Origin of the sequence: Streptomyces sp. NPDC050997, assembly GCF_040660135.1 — a bacterium.
In the GTDB taxonomy this organism is placed as follows: Bacteria; Actinomycetota; Actinomycetes; order Streptomycetales; family Streptomycetaceae; genus Streptomyces.
Map to the genome: position 1 here is coordinate 163,769 of NZ_JBFAGK010000018.1, position 19,562 is coordinate 183,330.

A 19,562-nucleotide genomic window follows, 5' to 3' on the forward strand; every position below is an offset into this window, starting at 1 on the left:
AGGACGACTCCCGACCTGCCGACGTACCGAGTGCTGCGGAAATCCGAGCGTGGCCCGTCAGTCACGCCCGCGGGCGTTGAGCCGGGCGGCCTGGCGCGTCAGGTGGTCGCGCTCGGCGAGGTTGGGTGCCTTTCGGGCCGCCTCGGAATAGAGCCGTGCCGCCGTCGCCAGGTCGCCGTCGCGCTCGTGGAGGTACGCCGCCACCGCGGTGTGGCGGGGCAGCGAGTCGTCCAGCGCCGCGAGCGCCGCCAGGCCGGCGCGCGGTCCGTCGGCCTCGCCGACGGCCACCGCGCGGTTGAGCCGGACGACCGGGCTGTCGGTCAGGCGCGCGAGTTCGTCGTACCACTCGACGATCTGCACCCAGTCGGTCTCCTCGGCGGTGGGCGCGTCGGCGTGGAGTGCCGCGATGGCGGCCTGGGCCTGGAACTCGCCCAGCCGGTCGCGGGCGAGGGCCGCCTGCAGGATCCCGACGCCCTCGGCGATCGAGGCGGTGTCCCACTGTCCGCGGTCCTGCTCGGCGAGCGGCACCAGGCTGCCGTCGGGCGCGGTCCGGGCGGCGCGCCGGGCGTGGTGGAGCAGCATGAGGGCGAGCAGACCCGCCACCTCGGGGTGGTCGATCGCGGCCGCGAGCTGCCGGGTGAGCCGGATGGCTTCGGCGGCGAGGTCGATGTCGCCGGAGTAGCCCTCGTTGAAGACCAGGTAGAGGACGCGCAGCACGGTGGCGACGTCGCCGGGCTGGTCGAACCGCACACCGGAGACGGTGCGCTTGGCCCGGCTGATGCGCTGCGCCATGGTCGCCTCGGGCACCAGGTACGCCTGGGCGATCTGGCGGGTGGTGAGCCCGCCGACGGCGCGCAGCGTGAGCGCGACCGCCGACGACGGCGTCAGCGAAGGGTGGGCGCACAGGAAGTAGAGCTGGAGTGTGTCGTCCACCGCGGGCGCGGGCCCGGGCGCCGGCGCCTCGTCGACGAGGTCCTCACGGCGGCGGCGGGCTGTGTCCGCGCGGGTCGCGTCGAGGAACTTGCGCCAGGCCGTGGTGACCAGCCAGCCCTTGGCGTCCCGCGGCGGGTCGGCCGGCCACACGCGGACCGCTTCGACCAGCGCTTCCTGCACCGCGTCCTCGGCCGCCGCGAAGTCGGCTCCGCGGCGGACGAGGATGGCGAGCACGCTCGGCGTGAGGCTCCTGAGCAGGGCCTCGTTCATCAATGAGGTCACTCGGTGATGGTGGGCGGCGCGGTCAGGAACGGGCGCAGCTCCAGCCACTCGTGGATCGGCTTTCCGCCCGCGCCGGGGGCGGCCGACAGTTCCCCGGCCAGCTCGACGGCGCGCTCGTAGTTGTCGACGTCGATGATCATCCAGCCGGCGATGACGTCCTTGGTCTCGGCGAACGGTCCGTCGGTGACCGGCGGGCGACCCTCGCCGTCGTAGCGGACCCACGCTCCCTCGGGGGCGAGCGCCTGGCCGTCGACGAACTCGCCTGTCTTTTCGAGCCGGTCCGCGAAGTCCTGCATGTACTGCACGTGCGCGGAGATCTCCTCCTGCGTCCACTGGTCCATGGGCACGTCGTTGACGGCAGCCGGGGCGCCGCGGTAGTGCTTCAGCAGCAGGTACTTGGCCATTGTGGTTCTCCTCGGTGCTGGTGCGAGCCCATTGTGGTCGCGTTCACTGCGGGGACGGAGCCGGACACGGGTTCTCGACATCGCCGTCAGATTTTTCTCGGCTTTTTTCAGATGAGCCTGAGTGAGCCGTCTCGCGGTGTCCGGGGAGCGGCCGCGTGGTCGGATCAGCCCGCCGGGAGGAACCTATTCGTGTGTGCCCGTTGTGTGACACGAAGGGCGCCCGACCGCGGCCCGGACACCGCTAGCGTCGGGCCCCATGATCGTATGGCTCAACGGCACCCACGGCGCGGGTAAGACGACGACCAGTGCGTTAGTGCAGCAACTGATCCCGGATTCACGGGTGTTCGACGCCGAGAAGGTCGGCGAGACGCTCATGGACATCACGCCGGGGCTGCCTCGGACGGACAACTTCCAGCACTGGCCGCCGTGGCGGCCGCTCGTCGTCGAGACCGCCCGCCGCGTACTCGACTACACCGGCGGCACCCTGGTGATGCCCATGACCGTCCCGGTCGAGGAGTACTGGCGCGAGATCAGCATCGGCCTTGCCCAACACGCTATCCCGGTAAGGCACTTCGTCCTCCACGCCGACCAGGACACCCTCCGCGGGCGCATCGAGGGGGACACCGTTCTTGGCCCCTCACCGTTCCGTCTCAAGTACCTCGAGCCTTACGCCGAGGCGGCCCGCACCTGGCTGCACAGCGAGGCCGAGGTCGTCGACACCACGCACCTCACGCCCGCCCAGGCCGCCCTGCGGATCGCGGAAGCGGTCGGACGGCCGCGTTCCACGCCGGCGGACTAGGAACGCGCGGACTAGGAACGCCACCGCCCCATCCTCGCAACGGCCGTCCCGATCCCCGCGATCAGCAGCCCGATCCCACCGAAGATCAGCGGCAGCAGCCACAGCGAGGCGAACCCCTTGATCCGCGCGTCCTCGGGAGAATCGGCGTGGTACAGCACCTCGACAAGCTCGCCCTCGTCGTACGACGGTGGATTGGAACCCGTGGAGCTCCGGAACGTCCGCTGCGTGCCGTCCGCCGACGTGAACTCGACCACCGGGTATGCCACGGGCTTGTCGCTCTTCCGCGTCTTGCGAGACGCACCGCTGTGGTCGTTCCGCCACTCCAGCGACACCACGGTGCCCTGGGCACGCTCCGCATCGGTCAGGAACGAGACCGATATGCCCGCCAGGAGCAACCCGACGGCCATGAACAGCGTCCCGAACGCGATCGCCCCGAACGTGATCCACCGGCGGGCGCCCCACCCACGTACCTGAAACCGCACGACGTCCCTCTCACTTGTCCGGCGTGAGAGGACGCTATCCCAGACGGCCCGGTCGCCGTCTCCCGCCCCCGTCGGCGGTTGATTCCGTGATCGAACGAGCTTCTACGGCGGACCCGGGCTCGCCCGGTCGGGTGGTTTCCCGTTCGGTCACACCCGCTGTCCGGGGCCAGACCAGTCCGTCCACCCCCGCCACCCTTTTCCAGGGGGTATCGCATGGACAGGGCTGTCCCGCCGCGGCCTCGCTCCCCGCACCCCGTGCTCCGTACCCGCCGCGTACCCGCGTACCCGAGGAGGCTCTGGCAGGCATGACGGACCCCGCGCGCATCGACGTACACCAACACCTGGTCCCACCGGACCGCGGCCGTGCGATGGCCGAGCGAGCCGTGGCCCTCGGCTGGCCCGCTCCCGCTTGGGACGTTCAGAGCGCGATCGCGATGATGGACCGCAGGTCGATCGCCACTGGCCTCCTGTCGTTTCCCGCCCCGGTCGCGGCCCCGGACGACCCCGCCGGAGCCCGCGCCGGCGCCCGGAGCGTGAACGACTACACCGCCGAAGTCGTCAAGGACCGGCCCGATCGCTTCGGCCACTTCGCCGTCCTCCCCCTGCCCGACGTGGACGCCGCGCTCGCCGAGGCCGCCCACGCACTGGACGAGCTGAACGCCGACGGACTGATGGTCCTGTCCAACGTGGGCGGCCGTTACCTCGGCGACCCGGATTTCGAGCCGCTCTGGGCCGAGCTGGACGCCCGTGCCGCCGTCGTCCTCGTCCACCCCACCGCGCCCCCGGTCGCGCCGGCCCCCGGCCTGCCCAGCCCTCTGGTGGACTTCCCGTACGACACGGCCCGCACGGCCCTTCACCTGGCTCTGAACGGCGTGCCGGGGCGGTACCCCCGGATCAAGATGATTCTTCCCCACGCCGGCGGCTTCCTGCCCTATGCCGCCCACCGCTTCGCGGTCGCCGCCCGGCTCCACCTCGACTCCACCCCCGAGGGCCTGCTGAGCGACCTTCGGCGCTTCTACTTCGACACCGCCATCTCCGCCGGCCCGGCCGCCCTGCCCTCATTGCTCGCCTTCGCCGCACCCGGACACGTCCTGTACGGCAGCGACTTCCCCATGCTCCCCGAGGAGTGGGCCACCGACTTCGATATCGGGCTGGACGAGTACCCGCACTGGGAACCCGAGCAGCTCCACGCCGTCAACCGTGGCAACGCCGAACTCCTCATCCCCCGGCTGGCCCGGTCCTGACACCGCGGGGCGGTCACACGGCTCCGGCGAATCCGTGATGCTGCGTGAGGTCCGGGGAGCGCGACGAGCCGGCCGCCTCCGGGAACGCGATCGACGCTTCACCATGGAACGGAGCCCCGCCATGCGCAGTGACGTGTTCGAGGCCGACGGAGCGCGCCTGTACCACGAAGTGCGCGGCATCGGGCCCGCCCTGCTGATGATCAGCGGGGCCGGAGGGGACGCCGGGTACTACTCGGGTGTCGCCGAGGAGCTGGCCGACGCCTTCACCGTGATCACCTACGACCGGCGGGGCAACTCCCGCAGCACCGGCCGCTCCGCCGAACCGATGGACCTCGCTCAGCAGGCGGCCGACGCTCGTCGACTGATCGAGTCGGTGGCGGGCGGACCTGCTCTCGTGTTCGGCAACAGCGGAGGCGCGATCATCGGGCTCACGCTGGCCGCGCTGCACCCGCAGGTGCTGACCGGGCTGGTGGCGCACGAGCCGCCTGCCGTGAACGTCCTGCCCGACGGCGACCCCGACCGCGGTTTCTTCGACGCCATGTCCGCGCTGTACGCCGAGGGTGGCGCCCCGGCGGCGGGACGCCGGTTCGCGGAGACGACACGCGGCGAGGGGACGTACAGGTGGCCCGACGACCTCTGGAAGCGGTTCCTGGGGAACCAGGACCACCTGTTCGGCACCGAGTGGTCCGGTTTCGCCGGCTTCCGTCCCGACCGGGCCGCGTTGAAGAGCGCGCCCTTCCCGATCGTGCTCGGCGCGGGCGCCGCCGACCGGGGTGCGTACTATGCGCGGCCCTCCGTCGAGATCGCCCGCCGGATCGGCGTGCCGTGGGTGGAGTTCCCCGGTATCCACATGGAGTACCTGCGCAATCCGCCGCTCTTCGCGGCGGCCCTGCGGGCGCTGGCGACACAGATGCTGAGCCGTGAGGGCCGGGTGCCCGCGGAGTGGGTGGGCGAATGCACGCCGGGAGCCGGCAGCTCGGGCCACGGTGGTGGCGAGTCGTCAGGAGTCTGTGCCGGTCTCGACGATGCTGCCGCCGAAAATGGCAGGCGGCGCCGATCAGCGAGCGGATAGCGTGTGCCTCGCCATGCGTCGTTCAGCGGCCCAGGACACCGGTATCGGGTTCGCCCCGACGCGGAAACCCCGGTTCGAATCCGGGCCATGGCAACCTTCGCCCACCAGCGGTCATCTGCGCGGACAGACCGGCTGTCGGACAAGGAGCACTGACGCCGCACCGGGTACGCCGGCTCTCGACGGGGCCGCGGTCAAGGTGGCCGCGGTCGATCTGCCGCAGCCGGTGGCGATCAGGGTGCCGTCGAGGATGACGTCTTCTTGTCGCCGGGGTCATACGGGTCGGGTTGCTGCCCGGTGCGGCACATCACCGCAGCCCCGCTCATCGCTCCGGCAGGGCCAGGTGTTGGTCAGGCACTGCTTCACCGGCTCGCCCTCGAAGACTGATCACGCCGGTCTCCCGGTGCGCTTGCCGTGGTCTTTGCTCTCCTGCGCGTCCACACCGGTGGTGAGCGGCGGATAGGGCTCACCTGCGGTGATCTTGGCCACCATGTCGGCGAGCAGCCCGACGGCTCGCACGATCTCCTTCTGGGCCTGGTTGCGCTCGCTGACGGCTGCCCCGACCAGGAGCGCGGTGAGTGAGGAAGAACCGTTGAACGCCTGCAAAGTGATCATGGTGCTGAGCAGGTCGTGACCGGCGAACGGGCCTGAGCGCTCGGCAGCGGCGATGATGGCGAAGGTAGACACGGACAGGGCGCAAGGGGCGGCGCCGGCCAACTGGAAGCGGAAGGCTGCCCAGATGATCAGTGGGAAGCCGAGGAAAATGAGCGGCGTGCTGCCGGTCTCGAGGATACCGACGCCGATCGTTGCCACCACAAGCAGCAGTGCCTCCAACCAACGGGATGGCGGAGCGCCCTTCGGCCAGCGTGCGGAGTGGAGAACGAGCAGAACCGGCGTCACCAGCAATACGCCCATCGCGTCGCCGGTCCACCAGACCGACCACGTCGGCCAGAACTCGTCCGCGCTCAGCACACCGGCGAGGGCGAGGGTCCCGCTGCCTATCGTCGCGCTGACCAGCATCCCGGTGAACGCACCGAGAAAGATCAGTGTGAGCGCGTCCGGCAAGCGGTCCAATTGCTTGTGGAACCCCGTACGGCGAAGCAGCAGGTACGAGCAGACGGGCGCGAGGGTGTTTCCCAACACGATCGCGAGCACGGCCGGGATCGATGGCCCGAGCGAGACGTTGACCAGGAAAGCGCCCAGCGCGATCCCGGGCCAGACCCGCGGGCCGCGCAGGAGCAGGCTCGCCAGGGCGATGCCGGTCGGTGGCCACAGCGGGGTGACCTGGCCGCGCACCAGTTGCTGAAGCAGCCCGAGCCTGGCCGAGCCGTAATAGAGCGCGGCAACGACGCAGAACTCCAGGGCAGCCGAGCCACCGCGACGGAGCCGCTCGTCCCGCGCGACAGTCATCGAGCGACCTCCGCATCGACATCGGCCCCGGTCCCATCATCCGTCGGGTAGCTCGGATACTCCACGGCACCGTCTGAATGAATGCTCGGCTCCGTATCACCGAGCGTGGAGTCTCCGGGGTCAGACGTGCGGGGTGCGCAGGGCGAGGATGGCCATGTCGTCGTGGCCGTCGCTGGGGTGGTGATCGGCCAATGCCTGAACAAACTCCTGCAGCGGCAGGGCGGCGTATTCGGTGGCGAGCTCGGCGAGCTCGTCGAGACTCTCGTCGATGGGGTGGTGAGGATGTTCGACAAGACCGTCCGTGAAGAAGACCACGGTGCTGTCCGGGGGCAGGGAGTGGGTGTGGTCGGGACGGGGCTGTTCGGGGTCGACCCCCAGCGGTAGTCCGGGCTCGGCGAACAGGTATTCCGCTCGGTGATCAGGGGTGATCAGCAGTGGCGGGACGTGGCCCGCGGTGCTCCAGTGGAGTCGCCAAGCCGGTCCCTCCGGTTCGATGCGCGCGAGCGTGGTGGTGGTGACGGGATTGTCCGTGAGGGCCGTAAGGGCGCGGTCGAGCTGGGCGAGGACCGCTCCGGGCGGATTGCTCTGGTCGAACAGCAGGGCTCGCAGCATGTTGCGGATGGCGGCCATGGAGGCCGCGGCATGCAGATCATGGCCGACCACATCACCGATGACGACCGCCACGACGTTGTCCGGCAGCGGGACGGCGTCGTACCAGTCCCCGCCGAGTTGCGCGGGCTCGGCAGCGGGCCGGTAGATGGCGGCGGCGGTGAAAGGCCGCAGGTCGGGCAGTGTCGGCAACAGGAGTCGCTGGAACTGCTCGGCTCCGAGGCGAATCCGTTCGAACAAGCGGACGTTCTCGATCGCGATGCCGGCGGCACTGGCCAGGGCGACGACGATGTTCTCGTCGTGGACGTCGAAGGGCTGTCCGTCGTGCCGCTCGGAAAGGTAGAGGTCACCGTAGATCTCGCCGCGAACGCTGATGGCGACGCCGAGCAAGGTGCGCAGGTGCGGGTGGCCGGGCGGGAACCCGGCGGACGACGGATGGGCTGAGATGCCGTCGATCCGCAGGGGTTCGGGGTGGCGGATCAGGTGCCCGAGGACACCCAGGCCGCGAGGCAGGCCGGTCTCGGCCAGATCAGCGCGTTCCTCCTCGGACAGACCGGTGGCGATGAACTTCTCCAGGTACTCTCCGGACTCGTTGAGTACGCCCAGTGCCCCGTAGCGGGCGCCGACCAGGTCCATGGCGGTGGTCACGATCCGGTCCAGCACCGCGGACAGCTCCACCTCCCGGCTGATGGACACCACGGCGTTCAGCAGGCCCTGCAGTCGGTCCGTGGCGGCCAGCAGTGCCCGCAACTGCTCGTCGACCCTGCTCAACTCGTCGCGCAGACGCAGGCGGAGGTCGGCGAGGTGCGGCTGGCCCGGTCGCTTCCCTTCCTCGTTTCCTGCCATCACGAGTGTCCAGAGGCCGGATGTCGCGTAGCGGTCACCTTCGGCCGGCAGCAATCGGGGACATGATGCATCCGCTCGCGCAGCTCCTCACCCGAGCGGTACATACCGGCCTCCTGACGCGCCCCTGATCAATCGAGCCCACAGCGTGGCACGGTCGAAAACACCAAACGGACATTACTCCAAAAGCGGCACGCCACACCCGGCCCGCGATGGCCGATATGCAAGAAGCGACGGGACGCCGGCGTCACCGCCACGGGAACATGTGCTCCGGCCAAGGACACGCACACTCAGTACGAAGCCCGTGAGGATGAGTCGGCCGCATCATTCCGGGGCGGGCTCTGAGCCGGCAGGTGGCCAGCTTCGCAGGGCCATGTCGGCCACCTGCTGGAGGTCGTCAGGGGTGGCGCCGCCGACGGCTTGGACGGCGATGCCGTTTGCCACGGTCATGAGGTAGCGGGCGAGCAGGTCGGGATCGGTGTCGGAGGGCAGGTCGCCCTCGTCGACGGCTTGCCGGAACCGGTCGCGGAGGTGGGAGGTGTGCTCGCGGCGCCACGCGATGAGGGCATCGCGGGCACTGCTTCCCGAGTCGCCGGCGGCGAGGGATCCCTGGACACCGAGGCACCCGGTGGGGCACCCGGGGCGGGTGGTGGCCCGGACGGAGCCGTCCAGGAACGCGGTGGCAACCTGTCGGGCGGTCGGTTCCCGCAGGGCCCGGGCCCCGTACGAGGCGGGGCCTTCGGTGTAGCGCTCCAAGGCCTTCCGGAACAGGTCCTCCTTGTTGCCGAAGGCCGCGTACATGCTGGTGCGGGTGATGCCCATGGCATTGGTCAGATCGGTGAGGCTGGCGCCTTCGTAGCCCTGTCCCCAAAAGACCCGCATGGCGTGGTCAAGGGCCTCGTCGGCGTCGAAACCCCTCGGTCGGCCGATCGGTGCCTTCTGCCGCGTCTCCATGCGAGCGATCATACCTCTTCCGTACTGATCGGTGCAGATGTGCTACGGTCCTGTTCGGTACCGATCGGTACCAAATTTTGTGGAGGTCATTCGCATGGGACAGCTTGAAGGCAAGACCGCCGTCGTCACCGGCGGCGGCACCGGGATCGGCCTGGCCACCGCCGTTCGGCTGGCAGCCGAGGGCGCGCACGTGTTCATCACCGGCCGGCGCAAGACCGTGCTGGACGCGGCCGTCGAGACCATCGGCCCGGCGAGCGCCACCGCGGTGGTGGGTGACATCTCCGACCTGACCGACCTGGACCGGCTGTACGACACGGTCCGCGCCCGGGGCCGTGGCCTGGACGTACTGTTCGCCAACGCCGGCACCGGGTCGTTCGCGACGCTGGAGCAGGTCACCGAGGAGCACTTCGAGGAGACCTTCGGCGTCAACGTCCGGGGCACGTTGTTCACGGTGCAGAAGGCGCTGCCGCTGCTCAACGACGGCGCGTCGGTGATCCTGAACTCCTCGGTGCGCGCCGATGACGGTGTCGCGGCGTTCGGCACGTATGCGGCCTCCAAGGCAGCGATACGTTCCTTCGCCCGGACCTGGGCCAACGAGCTCAAGGACCGCGGCATCCGGGTCAACGCGATCTCCCCGGGCACCATCGACACTCCCGGACTCGACGCCGCGGCCGCGGGAGCCGCAGCCCCTACCAAGTCACAGTTCGCCGCAGGTGTCCCACTGGGCCGGATCGGGCGCCCGGACGAGGTCGCCGACGTGGTGGCCTTCCTCGCTTCCGAGCAGAGCGGGTTCATTCTCGGAGCCAACCTGTACGTCGACGGCGGCGAGAACCAGATCTGACTCCCGATCACGTCGTCCAGCCGGTCGTAGGTTTCGTGTGTGCGAGCCCGGGAGACGACGCCATTGCCCCCGGTAGGGTCGGGTTTGTGCGTTGATCTTCCAGGCGGCGGCCAACTCCCGCCGCAGACGGTACGGGTGGCCCCGATCAGTGTGGGGCCGCCCGGATGGTATGCCCGTCATCACACCACCGGAGATCACGTAGTGACTGCTCAGCAGCCCATCGCCTACGACGCGTTCGTCGAACTCGCCGCCGCTGACCCAGCGGTCGTCGGCCTTGTCCTCAAGGGGTCCCGAGCCCATGAGGGCATGACCACCGAGCACTCCGACCATGACCTGTACGTCGTTCTCGCCGAGGGCGCGACGACGGCCCTGACCCGGTTCGCGGGGCACCGCACCCCAGAACTCGACCTCGTCGTATTTTCCCTCGATGAGTTCCGCGGCGCCGGAGGCTTCGAGCGGTACGCCCTCGCTCACGCCCGGATCGTGCTCGATCGGCTCGACGGGGGTATCGCCCGGATCCTGGCCGACAAGGCACGGCTCGACGCCGAGGAAGCCTTCCGGGAGGCGGGCGGGTGGCTCGATGCCTACGCCAACTCCCTCTACCGCTCGGTGAAGAACGACCGCGACGGACATGCGCTCGCGGCCCGGCTCGACGCCGCCGACAGCATCCGGGCTCTGCTGGAGTTGCTCTTCGCTCTGGACCGTCGCCCCCGCCCCTACAACAAGTACCTGGAATGGGACCTTTCCCGATTCCCGTTGCCCGGCTGGGACACCGGCATGCTGCTCGACGCTGCGGACCGCATCACAGCAACAGGCGACGTGTCCACCCAGCGTCGTCTCTTCGCCCAGGTCGAGGCTGTGGCCCGCCGGGCCGGACACGGCGCGGTGCTGGACGCGTGGGGTGAGGACTTGGTCCTGATGCGACCGCGGTAGGAGCGCGTCACGGGCTCGTTCACGGCGGACAGCCCCGTTGATCTGCGTAAGGCAGGTGAACGGGGCTTCGGCTGTGCCGGATTCGTCAGTCGGGCAGTCCTCGGACGAACCCGGCGACCAGCGTCGCCACCGCTTCTGGAGTCTCCAGGTTCATGGGGTGGGTGGCGTCGATCCGGTCGACGCTGATCGTCGGCCGGGTGCGGGAGAGCGCGGCCAACTCGTCGGAGACCCCTTGTGCGAACCGGGCGCTGAAATCGGCGAACCACTCCATGCCGGGCGCGGGCGATGGCCGTCGGCCGGCCTGTACCAGCAGCAGTGGGCGGTCGACCCCGTCCAGCCATGTGGTGACACCGGGCGCACCGAGCCTGTGGAGTTCGTCGAGGATCTCCAGCGTCTCCGCCCGTCCGGGCAGCGTCTGCCATCTGCCGTCGGGCAACTCACGTGCGGCCGCGCGGGTAGCGGCCTCCGCACGGTCGGCGGGAATCCCCAGCCGGACGGAGTTGCCGACCATCTTCTCGACGTACTCGGGTGGCGCGATGCTCCCGGCCGACGCCAGCAGCCACTCACTCACCCGTTCAGCGCCGGGGTACTCGCGTCCCCACCAGAAACCGTCGAGATTCACGGCGGCACGGGCACGGGCATGGTCCGGGTTCGCCCGGGCGTACTCGACCGCGACCAGTCCGCCGAGGGAATGGCCCACCACAACGGCCTCCGGCACGCCGTGTGCGTCGAGCGTGTCCGCGATGTGCCGCACCGCGGCGGGGATGGTCCAGGGGGAGACACCGGGAGAGCGGCCGTGCCCGGGAAGGTCGACGGCGAGGACACGGTGCCCGGCGGCGAGCAGGGCGGCCGAGGCGTCCCAGTCGGCGAGCGACCGTCCGTAACCGTGCAGGAGAACCAGCTGAGGGCCATCGCCCCCGTAGTCATGAACATGTAGGAGTGTCATTGGGCTTGACTGTAGGGGGCACACAGCATTTCGAGACACCGGATTACGGATCTGGGCTCGTCGGACCTGGGACCGCGGGCGGGCTGGCTCGACGGCACCGGGCGGTTCGGCGCCCTCACCCGTGTCGTCCTGCTGCTCGCGATGCCCGGTGTGGTGACCGCGCTCGGCGGCGTGCGGGGATGACACCGGGATGCGCATCGCGGCCGGGGTCGGGGTGGTCGCCACGGGAGTGGCGGTGTCGTCCGCTGTCAGGCGCGGATGACCTCCACACCGGCCGCCGCGAACGACTCGGTCAGCTCGTCCGAGGCGGCCTTGTCGGTCACCAGGACGTCGATGTCCTCCACCGGGCAGATGCGGGCGAAGGCCCGCCGGTCGAGCTTGGTGGAGTCGGCGACCGCGACGACCCGCTGCGCGCGGTGGGCCAGCGCCCGGTTGATGCTTGCCTCGCCCTCGTGGTGGGCGGTCGCCCCGTGGGCCACGTCGATGGCGTCCACCCCGATGAAGACCACGTCCAGGGCGATCTCCGCGAGCAGTTCGGTGGCCAGCGGCCCGATCAGCTCATAGGACGCCGGCCGGGCCACCCCGCCGGTCACCACGAGCTTGACATGGCGCCGTACGACCAACTCGTTGGCGATGTTAAGGGCGTTGGTCACCACAGTGACCGCCGTCTCCGCGCCACCGGAACTCAGATCGGCGCGGGTGGCCAGTGCCCGCGCCACCGCGGTGGTCGTGGTGCCGCCGTTCAGCCCCACCACCGCGCCGGCCTTCACCAGCCCGGCGGCCGCGTGCGCGATCCGCTCCTTCTCCGGAGCGTTGCGTGCGGCCTTGTAGCGCAGCGGCAGGTCGTAGGCGATGGCGTTGATCACTGCTCCGCCGTGCGTACGGGTGACCATCTGCTGGCGGGCCAGCTCGTCGAGGTCACGCCTGATCGTCGCGGCGGAGACCCCCAACTCCTCGGCAGCGGGCTCGACTTCGATCCGCCCGTCGCGCGTCAGCATCTCCAGCAGCGCGCTCCACCGGGCCTGCGGTGCCGCCATGTCTCACTACTCTCTGTCGGTGGTGCGCGCCACGATATGCGCACCTGCATGAAACCACAGCGCATGATTGGGCGCTTTTCGGTCGCCAAACGAGCAAAATCCTGCACATCTCGCAAGCCCCTGGGCGCACGCCCAGGGGCTGTGGGTGGAGGCGAACTCGCCGAGGTCGGCGGCAAGGACAAGTGCAGCGGAGCCGCTCACGCTCCGTACTCCCGCCGACGTGGCTCTCGAACTCCACCCTGTTTCTCTCCGGGTACCTGCTCGGCGGGAACTGGCACCGGATCACCGACATCGTCGGCCCGGTCCTCGACCTGGTGGAGCTGGCGCCGTCTTTGCTGACGAACCGTCAGATACATTGACGTAGTAGTCGGCACCCACAGGGCCGGAGGAGAGTTCGCCCTCCCGGACATGCGCTCTGCTGAAGGGGCGTGCTGAGGACGATCGTCGTATCTTTGAAGAGAGCGCCCCGAAAGTCCCGGGCAGCCGGGCCAACAGAGGCGCCACACGATGCCCGGGCACCTACGGTGAGTCAATGGCGTGCTGCGGGGGCCCGCTCCGCGAGCCCCGGCACGCAAGAGGGCGAGCATCATGGCCAAGGCGTTCTTCCTGTGCGGTGCGAACTATGCCAGGTACGACCTGGACGCCGACCGCGTGGACGACGGGTATCCGAAGAGCATCGGCGCGGGCTGGTCGGGGATCGACGGAACGGGCTTCGAGTCCGACGTCGGCGCGGCTGTCGAACTCGGAAACGGAAAGCTCTACTTCTTCAAAGGTAGTTCCTACCTCCGCCTCGACGAGCAGCAGCTCGCCGTGGACAGCGAGGTCGGCGACATCGGCGGCGCGTGGGGAGGATTCTCGGCGGCTGGTTTCGGCGACGCGCTGGACTCGGCGGTGAACTGGGGGAACGGGAAGGCGTACTTCTTCCGCGGGGACTCCTACATCCGCTACGACATCGCGGGGGACTCCGTCGACGACGGTGCCGCGTCACCGATCGTCGGGAACTGGCCCGGCTTCTCCGAGGCGGGCTTCACGGACGGGATCGAGGGCGCCTTCGTGTCGGACAACGGCAAGGCGTACTTCTTCCGCGGCGGCTCCTACCTCCGCTACGACGTGGGCGGCGACCATGTCGACGACGGCTACCCCCAGCCCGTCAGCGGCAACTGGTCCGGCATGGACGAGGCAGGCTTCTCGGGCGCAGTGGACGCGGCCTGGACCGCGGCCGGTGCGTCCACGCCCGTCACGCCGGTCACACCGGAGGGTTCGCAGCTGACCGCGGGCGACCACGTCTGGCACTTCAACGGCCAGACCTCGACCGCCCCGGACATCCCGCGGACCGCGTGGTTCCCGGGCTCCACCGGACCGACCGACTACGGGGGCCACGGCAAGGAGATCTTCCAGTTCGTCGTGCACGCTGACGGCACCGTCTTCCGCGGCCGGCCGCACATGCGCGCCATGCCCGGCACCTACGCCTGGCTGAACAACAACCCCGGCAACATCACCGGCCGCCCCGGGGGACCGGATTACGGGCAGTATCAGGGAAGGTTCAACTGGCACAACTTCCTGATCTTCCCGACCCGGGACGCCGGCTACGACGCGATCGCCAAGTTCCTGCAGACGGCGAGCTGCCCGAACCGCGGCCCGTACCGCGGCCTGAGCATCCTCGACGCTTTCGGCTGCTACGCGCCGGCATCGGACGGCAACGACCCGGCCGCGTACGCGCAGGCCGTGGCGGACGCCGCGGGGGTGCCGTCGAGCACCCTGGTCGGCGATCTCAGCGAGGGGCAGATGCGCCTGATGCAGGACAAGATCGCCGAGGTGGAGGGAGCCGTCCCCGGCGACGTCCTCACCGCGGACTCGCCGGAGCTGCCGGAGGAGATCAGAACCAGGCTCTGACCGCGGCGGATCCGTACGGCCGGACCATCGACCGACCACACCACCCGACCATTCACTCACCAGCCGACGCACAGGCTCGAGCAGCGGACGGAGGATCCGTCATGGCTCTGGACGAACGCATCGCACTGACCCTCTACGACAGCATCTACCAGGTGATCAGCGGCTCGGACCCGGATGCGGGACTGCCGTCGGCCTTCAACAGCGCCACCACCGCCTTCGTGATGGCGCAGCGCGGCATGGTGCTCAACGGCGCCGATTTCCGCAACCCCTGGTCCCCGGGCAACACCGAGGGCAGCATGCCCGCAGCCGCCAGAACCGCGTCACTGGTGGACGAGATCCCGGGCCCCGGGCCGGTCTACGCGCCCATCGGGGGCACGGTCTCGGACGTCTACCGCAAAATCATCAAAGGCGTGCAGAACCACGAGCCGCCTCCGTCCCCCGAGCTGGAAGCCAAACGCCAGGAGCTGAAGAGAGTGCTCGTGGAGGAGGGCAAGGACGACGAGGGCCGTCCGACCCTGAAGCCCACGTCGCTGGCTGACGCCGAGGAGAAGGCGTTCAACAACTACCAGGACACCTACACCGCCTACGTCGGCGCATGGGCCGCGGCGCAGAAGGACCCGACGCTCAAGCCGATGTGGCCGATCGTGGGCGCGCAGGCACTGCAGAAGCCGAAGCGGGCCTTCGTCGACTGGGGCGCCGCGGGCAGGGACCAAGTCGAGTCCACCAAGGCCCAGTTGGCGACTCTCAACGAGGGACAGGTGGCCCGCGCCTTCGCCGACGCGCAGTTCCGGCTGAACGCCTTCGAGATCGTCAACGACCTCACGGAGACGTTCCTGCGGACGAACATCACGCCCTCGGACTGGGCCAGCGCCGACGCGTCGAGCTGGCCGAGCTACCACTTCAACGAGTCGACGTTCGCGAGCGAGTTCACCACGGAAGCGACCTCGTGGGGCGGCTCGGCCAATGTGCAGGTGGGCCTGTGGAGCTTCGGAGGTGGTGTGCAGCACTCCGACAGCCGCCAGGCAATGTCGCAGGACACCACGAACATCGGCGTCAGCTTCAAGTGGCGGGTCTGCCCCGTCTACCGCAAGTGGATGGACGCCTCCCTCTTCCGGCTGCCCAACTGGGGCCTGGGCTCGCTCGGCGGACCCGGCGTCATCTCCGGCGGTCCGAACTCGCAGATGCCGCTGATCCCCATCGCGCTGGTGATCGTCCGTGACGTGGAGATCACCGCCGACTGGAGCCACCAGGACTCCGAGAAGATCACCGAGGCGACCAGCGGCTCGGCCAGCGTCGGCTGGGGTCCGTTCGCGGTGTCGGGCAACTACAGCCACAGCTCGACGAGCGACAGGTTCTCGGCGAAGGCTTCGGACAAGGGATTCAACGTGCCCGACATCCAGGTGCTGGGATTCGTGTGCCTGCGTGTCCCGCCGTGCCCGCCGATGTGACGGCGCGGCCAGGATCGGGAAGTCGCGGTGGAGTCGCGGTAAGGGGTGACAGCGGTGACAGGGACGACAGCACGGACGGCGGCCGGCGGTCAGCTCTTCGCACAGCTGGCGGATCTGCTCGCACCGCAGGGCGTCGGCGATGCCTCGGCGCTGGTGATCCTCGAACCATCGGGCAAGGACGTGGCGTCCGCGGCGGCCGGCGGCTCGGGGACCCCTGCCGCCGCCGAGGCGCTGGCGGACCTCGCCAACACCGTTCCCGCGGCCGCCGCGACCTTCTTCGACACCGGTGGCACGTACGACGACCTGTGGGACTTCGTCCTTCGCAGCGCCAGGCCGACCGGCCCGGGCGGTGATCCGGCGCGGGTCACGCTGGCCAACCTGGTCAACGACAACCGGGCCGACTTCGAGCTGATGGCCCGCGCACGGATGGGCTCCGCCGGCGATCTCTACCACCCCGTGCTCGCCGAACCCGCCGACTGGCTCCGCGAGGACGGCTGGACCAGCGCGTCGTTCCGGGTCGGCGGCGAGGACCCCGACCCGGCGCCGGCCCCGGCCCCTGGCGTCCAGGTCCCCCACGAGCTCCCGGATCTGGAATGGCGGCTGATAGCCGCCCGCGAGGACGTCCAGCCGCAGCCACTCTGGCAGGAGCCGGAACTCGCGGCGGCCGACCGGGTCCAGACCGAGGCGTTCGACAACCCGGACCGTGTCGTGGACGTCACGGCGAAAGTGGCCCCGGCGGCGACCGACACGCCGTCAGGCGTCGAGCTGTCGTTCCAGTACCGCGTCATCGGGCTGCAGCGCCCGTGGCTGCGCGCGCACCTGTGCCAGCTCGGAGGCTGGGCGATCCCCGGTCTGCCGGCCGGCGGGCTGTCCAACGGAATGCCGGAGGGCAATCCGGGGATTCTGCCAGTGCTCACCACACGCATGCTGGTCGTGCGGGGCCTGGTGGCGAAGGCGCACTGGAGCGACGCCGACCGCGCCCGCGCCGCGAGTGCTGAGACCCTCGCGCTCGGCCCGTTCACCCTCACCGGCGCGGCCGGGGGCGACGGCTCCGAGTTGAGGCGCCCGGCGCCGCAGGTTGTGGCCTGGCTCGCGGCCGTTCTGCCCGCCTGCCCGCCGCCGGGAGAGGTGAAAGACACGGACACGCCCGCGGCCCTGGGCAGGGTGGTCTCGCGCGGGCCGCTGACGGTCCGCAGCGATCGCACCACCAAGGCCGCCACGGTTGGCAGTCTCAACGCGGGCCAGACGGTGGCCCTGGCGTGCAAGGTGCAGGGCGAGCCCGTCGACGGCAACACCGTCTGGTACCGGCTGGGCCAGGACCCGAAGGGCTGGGCCACCGCGCGCTACATCAAGAATCTGGGCCCCGTCCCGCCGTGCCCCTCCGAATGAATGACGGGCACGCCCGCTTCCGCCCGTGACTTGTGCCTGCGGGTGTGCCTGCCGTTCCGTCACGAAGCGTCATCACGGCCGAGTTGGGGTATCCGGCCGCCCGTATCGGCCACGTCGCCAGGCCGCGAGAACGACGGAGTCCTGCGCTCGGCCGACGACGGATGGCGGGTGTCCGAACTCTCCCAGCAGGACGGAGCGGACCCGGCGGCCGTCGGCTTCGGCCAGGACCCACAGTTGTAGCCAGGCACGCATGTCGAGCGACGTACTGGCGCGCTTCGGTGTTCTCCAGGTTCGCCGTGCCCACCTCCTGTGCCCCCACAATCACGCCGGCCGGCCATGCGGCTGTTCAAAAACGGGCTGTCGCTGCTGGTCGGTTACCGTCCAGACGCCGTAATCGAAGGCCGCGACGGTGTGCCGTGCTGTTGCAACTCCTCGACAACCGCTCTCGCTGGACGTGAACGAAGCGATTTGGGGGGCATCAGAAACGCGGCCCTCAGCCGACGGCCACCGATGTCGCCCATCTGGGAGACTGGCCGATCTGGCCGACCAACTCGATGGTGCGGAGAGTGCCTTCGGCTGACCCCACGAGTGGCATTCTCCCGCCGCTTCCCTCACGCCGCGGCCAGGTATGCGTGGTCGAGCGGCCCGCGCGTGGGGCTTTCAGGCCGTAGGACGCGGGTGGCGAGCCGGACGCGGGAGGCGATGGCCGCGCACCGGAAGGCGTGGAGCCGCTGGAGGAGGGCTTCGCACTGTGCGGCGGATCCGGGAGTGCCGTCGAGAACAAGGTCCAGCCGGTGGGGCTCCTCGGCCGAGCCGTCGAGGTCGAGGTGGGTGACGCGGAAGGCACACAGCAGAGATCCGGTGAAAGACAGTCGCAGGAGTCGGCAGCTGATGTGGCTCTCGGGATAGCGGACTTCGATGGTGTCCTCCACGCAGGACATGTGCGGGGCGGCGGCGACCCGCGGGTCGCACATCATGAGGGCGAAGCGCGGCGCGAGACCGCGGACGAGGGCGGGGCGCGGCCGGGACCGCACCGGGACGGGCCGGCTCATGTGAGTTACTCCTCAAGGGTCGGTGCCGTGCGTGCTCCCCGCCGATGGAAGCCGATCGAGACCGATGGAGACGGTGGAGACTGATGCAGGCCGATGAACGCCGAGCGCGGGGCGGGTCGGCCGGCGCCGGGCATGTCGGCGCGGCGTGCGGATTCAGGGTGCGGCCGTGTTCTGGAGGCGGACCGTGTCGCCCGGCGGGGCAGAGCGCCGTAGCCGTGCGGCCATGGCCTGGCCCAGCCCGTCGGGTCCGGTGTGTGCGCTGTTCCATCGGGCGGAGTGGTCGAGACCCTGCCTTGTGCCGTCCCGGTGGACGATGTCGAGGGTGTGCTTGATGCCCTCCATGACATGTGCGGGATGTCGGCGCAGGTCGTCGGTCAGTTGCCGGGCCGCATGGCGCAGGGCTGTGGCGTTCGGGTACACGTCGTTGACCAAGCCGATGCGAAGCGCCCGTGCCGCGTCGATGGTGCGCCCCGTGAACGCCAGTTCCCGCAGGTGCCCTTGGTTGATCAGCAGAGGAAGTCGTTGCAGGCCGCCGAGGTCGGCTACGACGCCCAACTCGGCCTCGGGCAGGGCGAAATGGGCGTCGCGGGTGGCGTAGCGGATGTCGCAGGCGCTGACCAGTTCGAGGGCCGCTCCGGTGCACGCGCCGTCGATGAGGGCGACGACCGGCTTGGGGCAGTCGGCGACGGCGGTCACTGCCTGCTGGAGGAGACGTACGTCCTCGTCCATGAAGGAGGTGTCCCGTGAGCGCTGGGCCCGCCGGAGTCGTACGACGTACCAGCGCAGGTCCATGCCCACGGAGAACGTCTCCCCTTCGCCGGTGAGGGCGATGGCGCGGATGTCGTCGCGCAGGCGGGCGTTCTCCATGAAGACGCGCAGGTCGTCCCAGAAGGAGCCGCCGAGGGCGTTTCCCTCGCCGCTGCCGACGATGGTGACGAGGGCGAGTTCGTCCTCCACGGCGACGTGGAACGGTGCGTCGCTCATCGCAGGCTCG

The 19,562-nt window shown here is 69.9% G+C and carries 19 protein-coding genes and 1 tRNA gene; 10 read left to right on the forward strand and 10 right to left on the reverse strand.

Annotated features, from left to right (window positions below; genetic code table 11):
• Positions 1 to 57: 57 nt before the first annotated feature.
• Positions 58 to 1,203 (reverse strand): DUF6596 domain-containing protein, encoded by a 1,146-nt coding sequence (locus AB0H86_RS32770; protein WP_362447139.1) that lies wholly within the window; start codon positions 1,201 to 1,203, stop codon positions 58 to 60.
• An 8-nt stretch (positions 1,204 to 1,211) separates the two neighbouring features.
• On the reverse strand, positions 1,212 to 1,619 hold the full coding sequence (locus AB0H86_RS32775) for a YciI family protein (RefSeq protein ID WP_362447041.1): 408 nt from the start codon (positions 1,617 to 1,619) through the stop codon (positions 1,212 to 1,214).
• A 256-nt stretch (positions 1,620 to 1,875) separates the two neighbouring features.
• Between AB0H86_RS32775 and AB0H86_RS32780 the strand changes: the two genes are divergently transcribed.
• A complete protein-coding gene (locus AB0H86_RS32780; RefSeq protein WP_362447044.1) occupies positions 1,876 to 2,418 on the forward strand; it encodes an ATP-binding protein in 543 nt (180 codons plus the stop codon).
• An 11-nt stretch (positions 2,419 to 2,429) separates the two neighbouring features.
• On the opposite strand, the gene AB0H86_RS32785 is transcribed toward AB0H86_RS32780, so the two are convergent.
• Positions 2,430 to 2,900 (reverse strand): DUF3592 domain-containing protein, encoded by a 471-nt coding sequence (locus AB0H86_RS32785; protein ID WP_362447047.1) that lies wholly within the window; start codon positions 2,898 to 2,900, stop codon positions 2,430 to 2,432.
• 305 nt (positions 2,901 to 3,205) lie between these two features.
• Between AB0H86_RS32785 and AB0H86_RS32790 the strand changes: the two genes are divergently transcribed.
• The 3 genes from AB0H86_RS32790 to AB0H86_RS32800 all read left to right on the forward strand — a co-directional run bounded on the left by AB0H86_RS32790 (position 3,206) and on the right by AB0H86_RS32800 (position 5,309).
• Positions 3,206 to 4,144 carry an amidohydrolase family protein gene (locus AB0H86_RS32790; RefSeq protein ID WP_362447050.1) on the forward strand — a complete coding sequence of 313 codons (939 nt, stop codon included), beginning with the start codon at positions 3,206 to 3,208 and terminating at the stop codon, positions 4,142 to 4,144.
• Positions 4,145 to 4,265: 121 nt separating this feature from the next.
• The gene (locus tag AB0H86_RS32795; protein ID WP_362447053.1) at positions 4,266 to 5,216 is read left to right on the forward strand and encodes an alpha/beta fold hydrolase; all 951 of its coding nucleotides are present in this window, start codon (positions 4,266 to 4,268) and stop codon (positions 5,214 to 5,216) included.
• A 10-nt stretch (positions 5,217 to 5,226) separates the two neighbouring features.
• Positions 5,227 to 5,309, forward strand: a tRNA-OTHER gene (locus AB0H86_RS32800).
• Positions 5,310 to 5,600: 291 nt separating this feature from the next.
• Here the strand turns inward: AB0H86_RS32800 and AB0H86_RS32805 are convergent.
• The 3 genes from AB0H86_RS32805 to AB0H86_RS32815 form a co-directional block, all read right to left on the reverse strand.
• Positions 5,601 to 6,623, reverse strand: a complete 1,023-nt coding sequence (locus AB0H86_RS32805; protein ID WP_362447056.1) for an MASE1 domain-containing protein — start codon at positions 6,621 to 6,623, stop codon at positions 5,601 to 5,603.
• 120 nt (positions 6,624 to 6,743) lie between these two features.
• Positions 6,744 to 8,078 (reverse strand): GAF domain-containing SpoIIE family protein phosphatase, encoded by a 1,335-nt coding sequence (locus tag AB0H86_RS32810; RefSeq protein ID WP_362447059.1) that lies wholly within the window; start codon positions 8,076 to 8,078, stop codon positions 6,744 to 6,746.
• Between the two features lie 321 nt (positions 8,079 to 8,399).
• Complete coding sequence (locus tag AB0H86_RS32815) at positions 8,400 to 9,029, reverse strand: TetR/AcrR family transcriptional regulator (RefSeq protein WP_362447062.1); 630 nt, start codon at positions 9,027 to 9,029, stop codon at positions 8,400 to 8,402.
• Positions 9,030 to 9,123: 94 nt separating this feature from the next.
• Here AB0H86_RS32815 and AB0H86_RS32820 point away from each other — a divergent pair, with 94 nt between their 5' ends.
• A complete protein-coding gene (locus tag AB0H86_RS32820; RefSeq protein WP_362447064.1) occupies positions 9,124 to 9,870 on the forward strand; it encodes an SDR family oxidoreductase in 747 nt (248 codons plus the stop codon).
• A gap of 201 nt (positions 9,871 to 10,071) precedes the next feature.
• Positions 10,072 to 10,803: a hypothetical protein gene (locus AB0H86_RS32825; RefSeq protein WP_362447067.1), complete on the forward strand. Its 732-nt coding sequence runs from the start codon at positions 10,072 to 10,074 to the stop codon at positions 10,801 to 10,803.
• 85 nt (positions 10,804 to 10,888) lie between these two features.
• Here AB0H86_RS32825 and AB0H86_RS32830 read toward each other — a convergent pair whose 3' ends face one another.
• Together AB0H86_RS32830 and AB0H86_RS32835 are read right to left on the reverse strand one after the other, a co-directional pair.
• Positions 10,889 to 11,749: an alpha/beta fold hydrolase gene (locus AB0H86_RS32830; protein ID WP_362447070.1), complete on the reverse strand. Its 861-nt coding sequence runs from the start codon at positions 11,747 to 11,749 to the stop codon at positions 10,889 to 10,891.
• Between the two features lie 248 nt (positions 11,750 to 11,997).
• Positions 11,998 to 12,786 carry a DeoR/GlpR family DNA-binding transcription regulator gene (locus AB0H86_RS32835; protein ID WP_362447073.1) on the reverse strand — a complete coding sequence of 263 codons (789 nt, stop codon included), beginning with the start codon at positions 12,784 to 12,786 and terminating at the stop codon, positions 11,998 to 12,000.
• A gap of 182 nt (positions 12,787 to 12,968) precedes the next feature.
• On the opposite strand from AB0H86_RS32835, the gene AB0H86_RS32840 reads away from it, so the two are divergent.
• From AB0H86_RS32840 to AB0H86_RS32855, 4 genes are all read left to right on the forward strand, one after another.
• Positions 12,969 to 13,145 (forward strand): hypothetical protein, encoded by a 177-nt coding sequence (locus AB0H86_RS32840; RefSeq protein WP_362447076.1) that lies wholly within the window; start codon positions 12,969 to 12,971, stop codon positions 13,143 to 13,145.
• Between the two features lie 229 nt (positions 13,146 to 13,374).
• Complete coding sequence (locus tag AB0H86_RS32845; protein WP_362447079.1) at positions 13,375 to 14,679, forward strand: hemopexin repeat-containing protein; 1,305 nt, start codon at positions 13,375 to 13,377, stop codon at positions 14,677 to 14,679.
• Between the two features lie 101 nt (positions 14,680 to 14,780).
• The gene (locus AB0H86_RS32850; protein WP_362447082.1) at positions 14,781 to 16,127 is read left to right on the forward strand and encodes a hypothetical protein; all 1,347 of its coding nucleotides are present in this window, start codon (positions 14,781 to 14,783) and stop codon (positions 16,125 to 16,127) included.
• Between the two features lie 54 nt (positions 16,128 to 16,181).
• Complete coding sequence (locus tag AB0H86_RS32855; protein ID WP_362447085.1) at positions 16,182 to 17,516, forward strand: hypothetical protein; 1,335 nt, start codon at positions 16,182 to 16,184, stop codon at positions 17,514 to 17,516.
• A 611-nt stretch (positions 17,517 to 18,127) separates the two neighbouring features.
• Here the strand turns inward: AB0H86_RS32855 and AB0H86_RS32860 are convergent.
• Complete coding sequence (locus AB0H86_RS32860) at positions 18,128 to 18,568, reverse strand: hypothetical protein (protein ID WP_362447088.1); 441 nt, start codon at positions 18,566 to 18,568, stop codon at positions 18,128 to 18,130.
• Between the two features lie 153 nt (positions 18,569 to 18,721).
• Entirely contained in the window at positions 18,722 to 19,552 is an 831-nt protein-coding gene (locus AB0H86_RS32865; RefSeq protein ID WP_362447091.1) for an enoyl-CoA hydratase-related protein, read from the reverse strand.
• Positions 19,553 to 19,562 lie beyond the last annotated feature (10 nt).

Excerpts from the sequence above, each read along its gene's own strand:
- AB0H86_RS32770 (WP_362447139.1), bottom strand. The coding sequence starts at position 1,203 with ATGAACGAGGCCCTGCTCAGGAGCCTCACGCCGAGCGTGCTCGCCATC.
- AB0H86_RS32775 (WP_362447041.1), bottom strand. The coding sequence starts at position 1,619 with ATGGCCAAGTACCTGCTGCTGAAGCACTACCGCGGCGCCCCGGCTGCC.
- AB0H86_RS32780 (WP_362447044.1), top strand. The coding sequence starts at position 1,876 with ATGATCGTATGGCTCAACGGCACCCACGGCGCGGGTAAGACGACGACC.
- AB0H86_RS32790 (WP_362447050.1), top strand. The coding sequence starts at position 3,206 with ATGACGGACCCCGCGCGCATCGACGTACACCAACACCTGGTCCCACCG.
- AB0H86_RS32795 (WP_362447053.1), top strand. The coding sequence starts at position 4,266 with ATGCGCAGTGACGTGTTCGAGGCCGACGGAGCGCGCCTGTACCACGAA.
- AB0H86_RS32805 (WP_362447056.1), bottom strand. The coding sequence starts at position 6,623 with ATGACTGTCGCGCGGGACGAGCGGCTCCGTCGCGGTGGCTCGGCTGCC.
- AB0H86_RS32810 (WP_362447059.1), bottom strand. The coding sequence starts at position 8,078 with ATGGCAGGAAACGAGGAAGGGAAGCGACCGGGCCAGCCGCACCTCGCC.
- AB0H86_RS32815 (WP_362447062.1), bottom strand. The coding sequence starts at position 9,029 with ATGGAGACGCGGCAGAAGGCACCGATCGGCCGACCGAGGGGTTTCGAC.
- AB0H86_RS32820 (WP_362447064.1), top strand. The coding sequence starts at position 9,124 with ATGGGACAGCTTGAAGGCAAGACCGCCGTCGTCACCGGCGGCGGCACC.
- AB0H86_RS32830 (WP_362447070.1), bottom strand. The coding sequence starts at position 11,749 with ATGACACTCCTACATGTTCATGACTACGGGGGCGATGGCCCTCAGCTG.
- AB0H86_RS32835 (WP_362447073.1), bottom strand. The coding sequence starts at position 12,786 with ATGGCGGCACCGCAGGCCCGGTGGAGCGCGCTGCTGGAGATGCTGACG.
- AB0H86_RS32845 (WP_362447079.1), top strand. The coding sequence starts at position 13,375 with ATGGCCAAGGCGTTCTTCCTGTGCGGTGCGAACTATGCCAGGTACGAC.
- AB0H86_RS32850 (WP_362447082.1), top strand. The coding sequence starts at position 14,781 with ATGGCTCTGGACGAACGCATCGCACTGACCCTCTACGACAGCATCTAC.
- AB0H86_RS32860 (WP_362447088.1), bottom strand. The coding sequence starts at position 18,568 with ATGAGCCGGCCCGTCCCGGTGCGGTCCCGGCCGCGCCCCGCCCTCGTC.
- AB0H86_RS32865 (WP_362447091.1), bottom strand. The coding sequence starts at position 19,552 with ATGAGCGACGCACCGTTCCACGTCGCCGTGGAGGACGAACTCGCCCTC.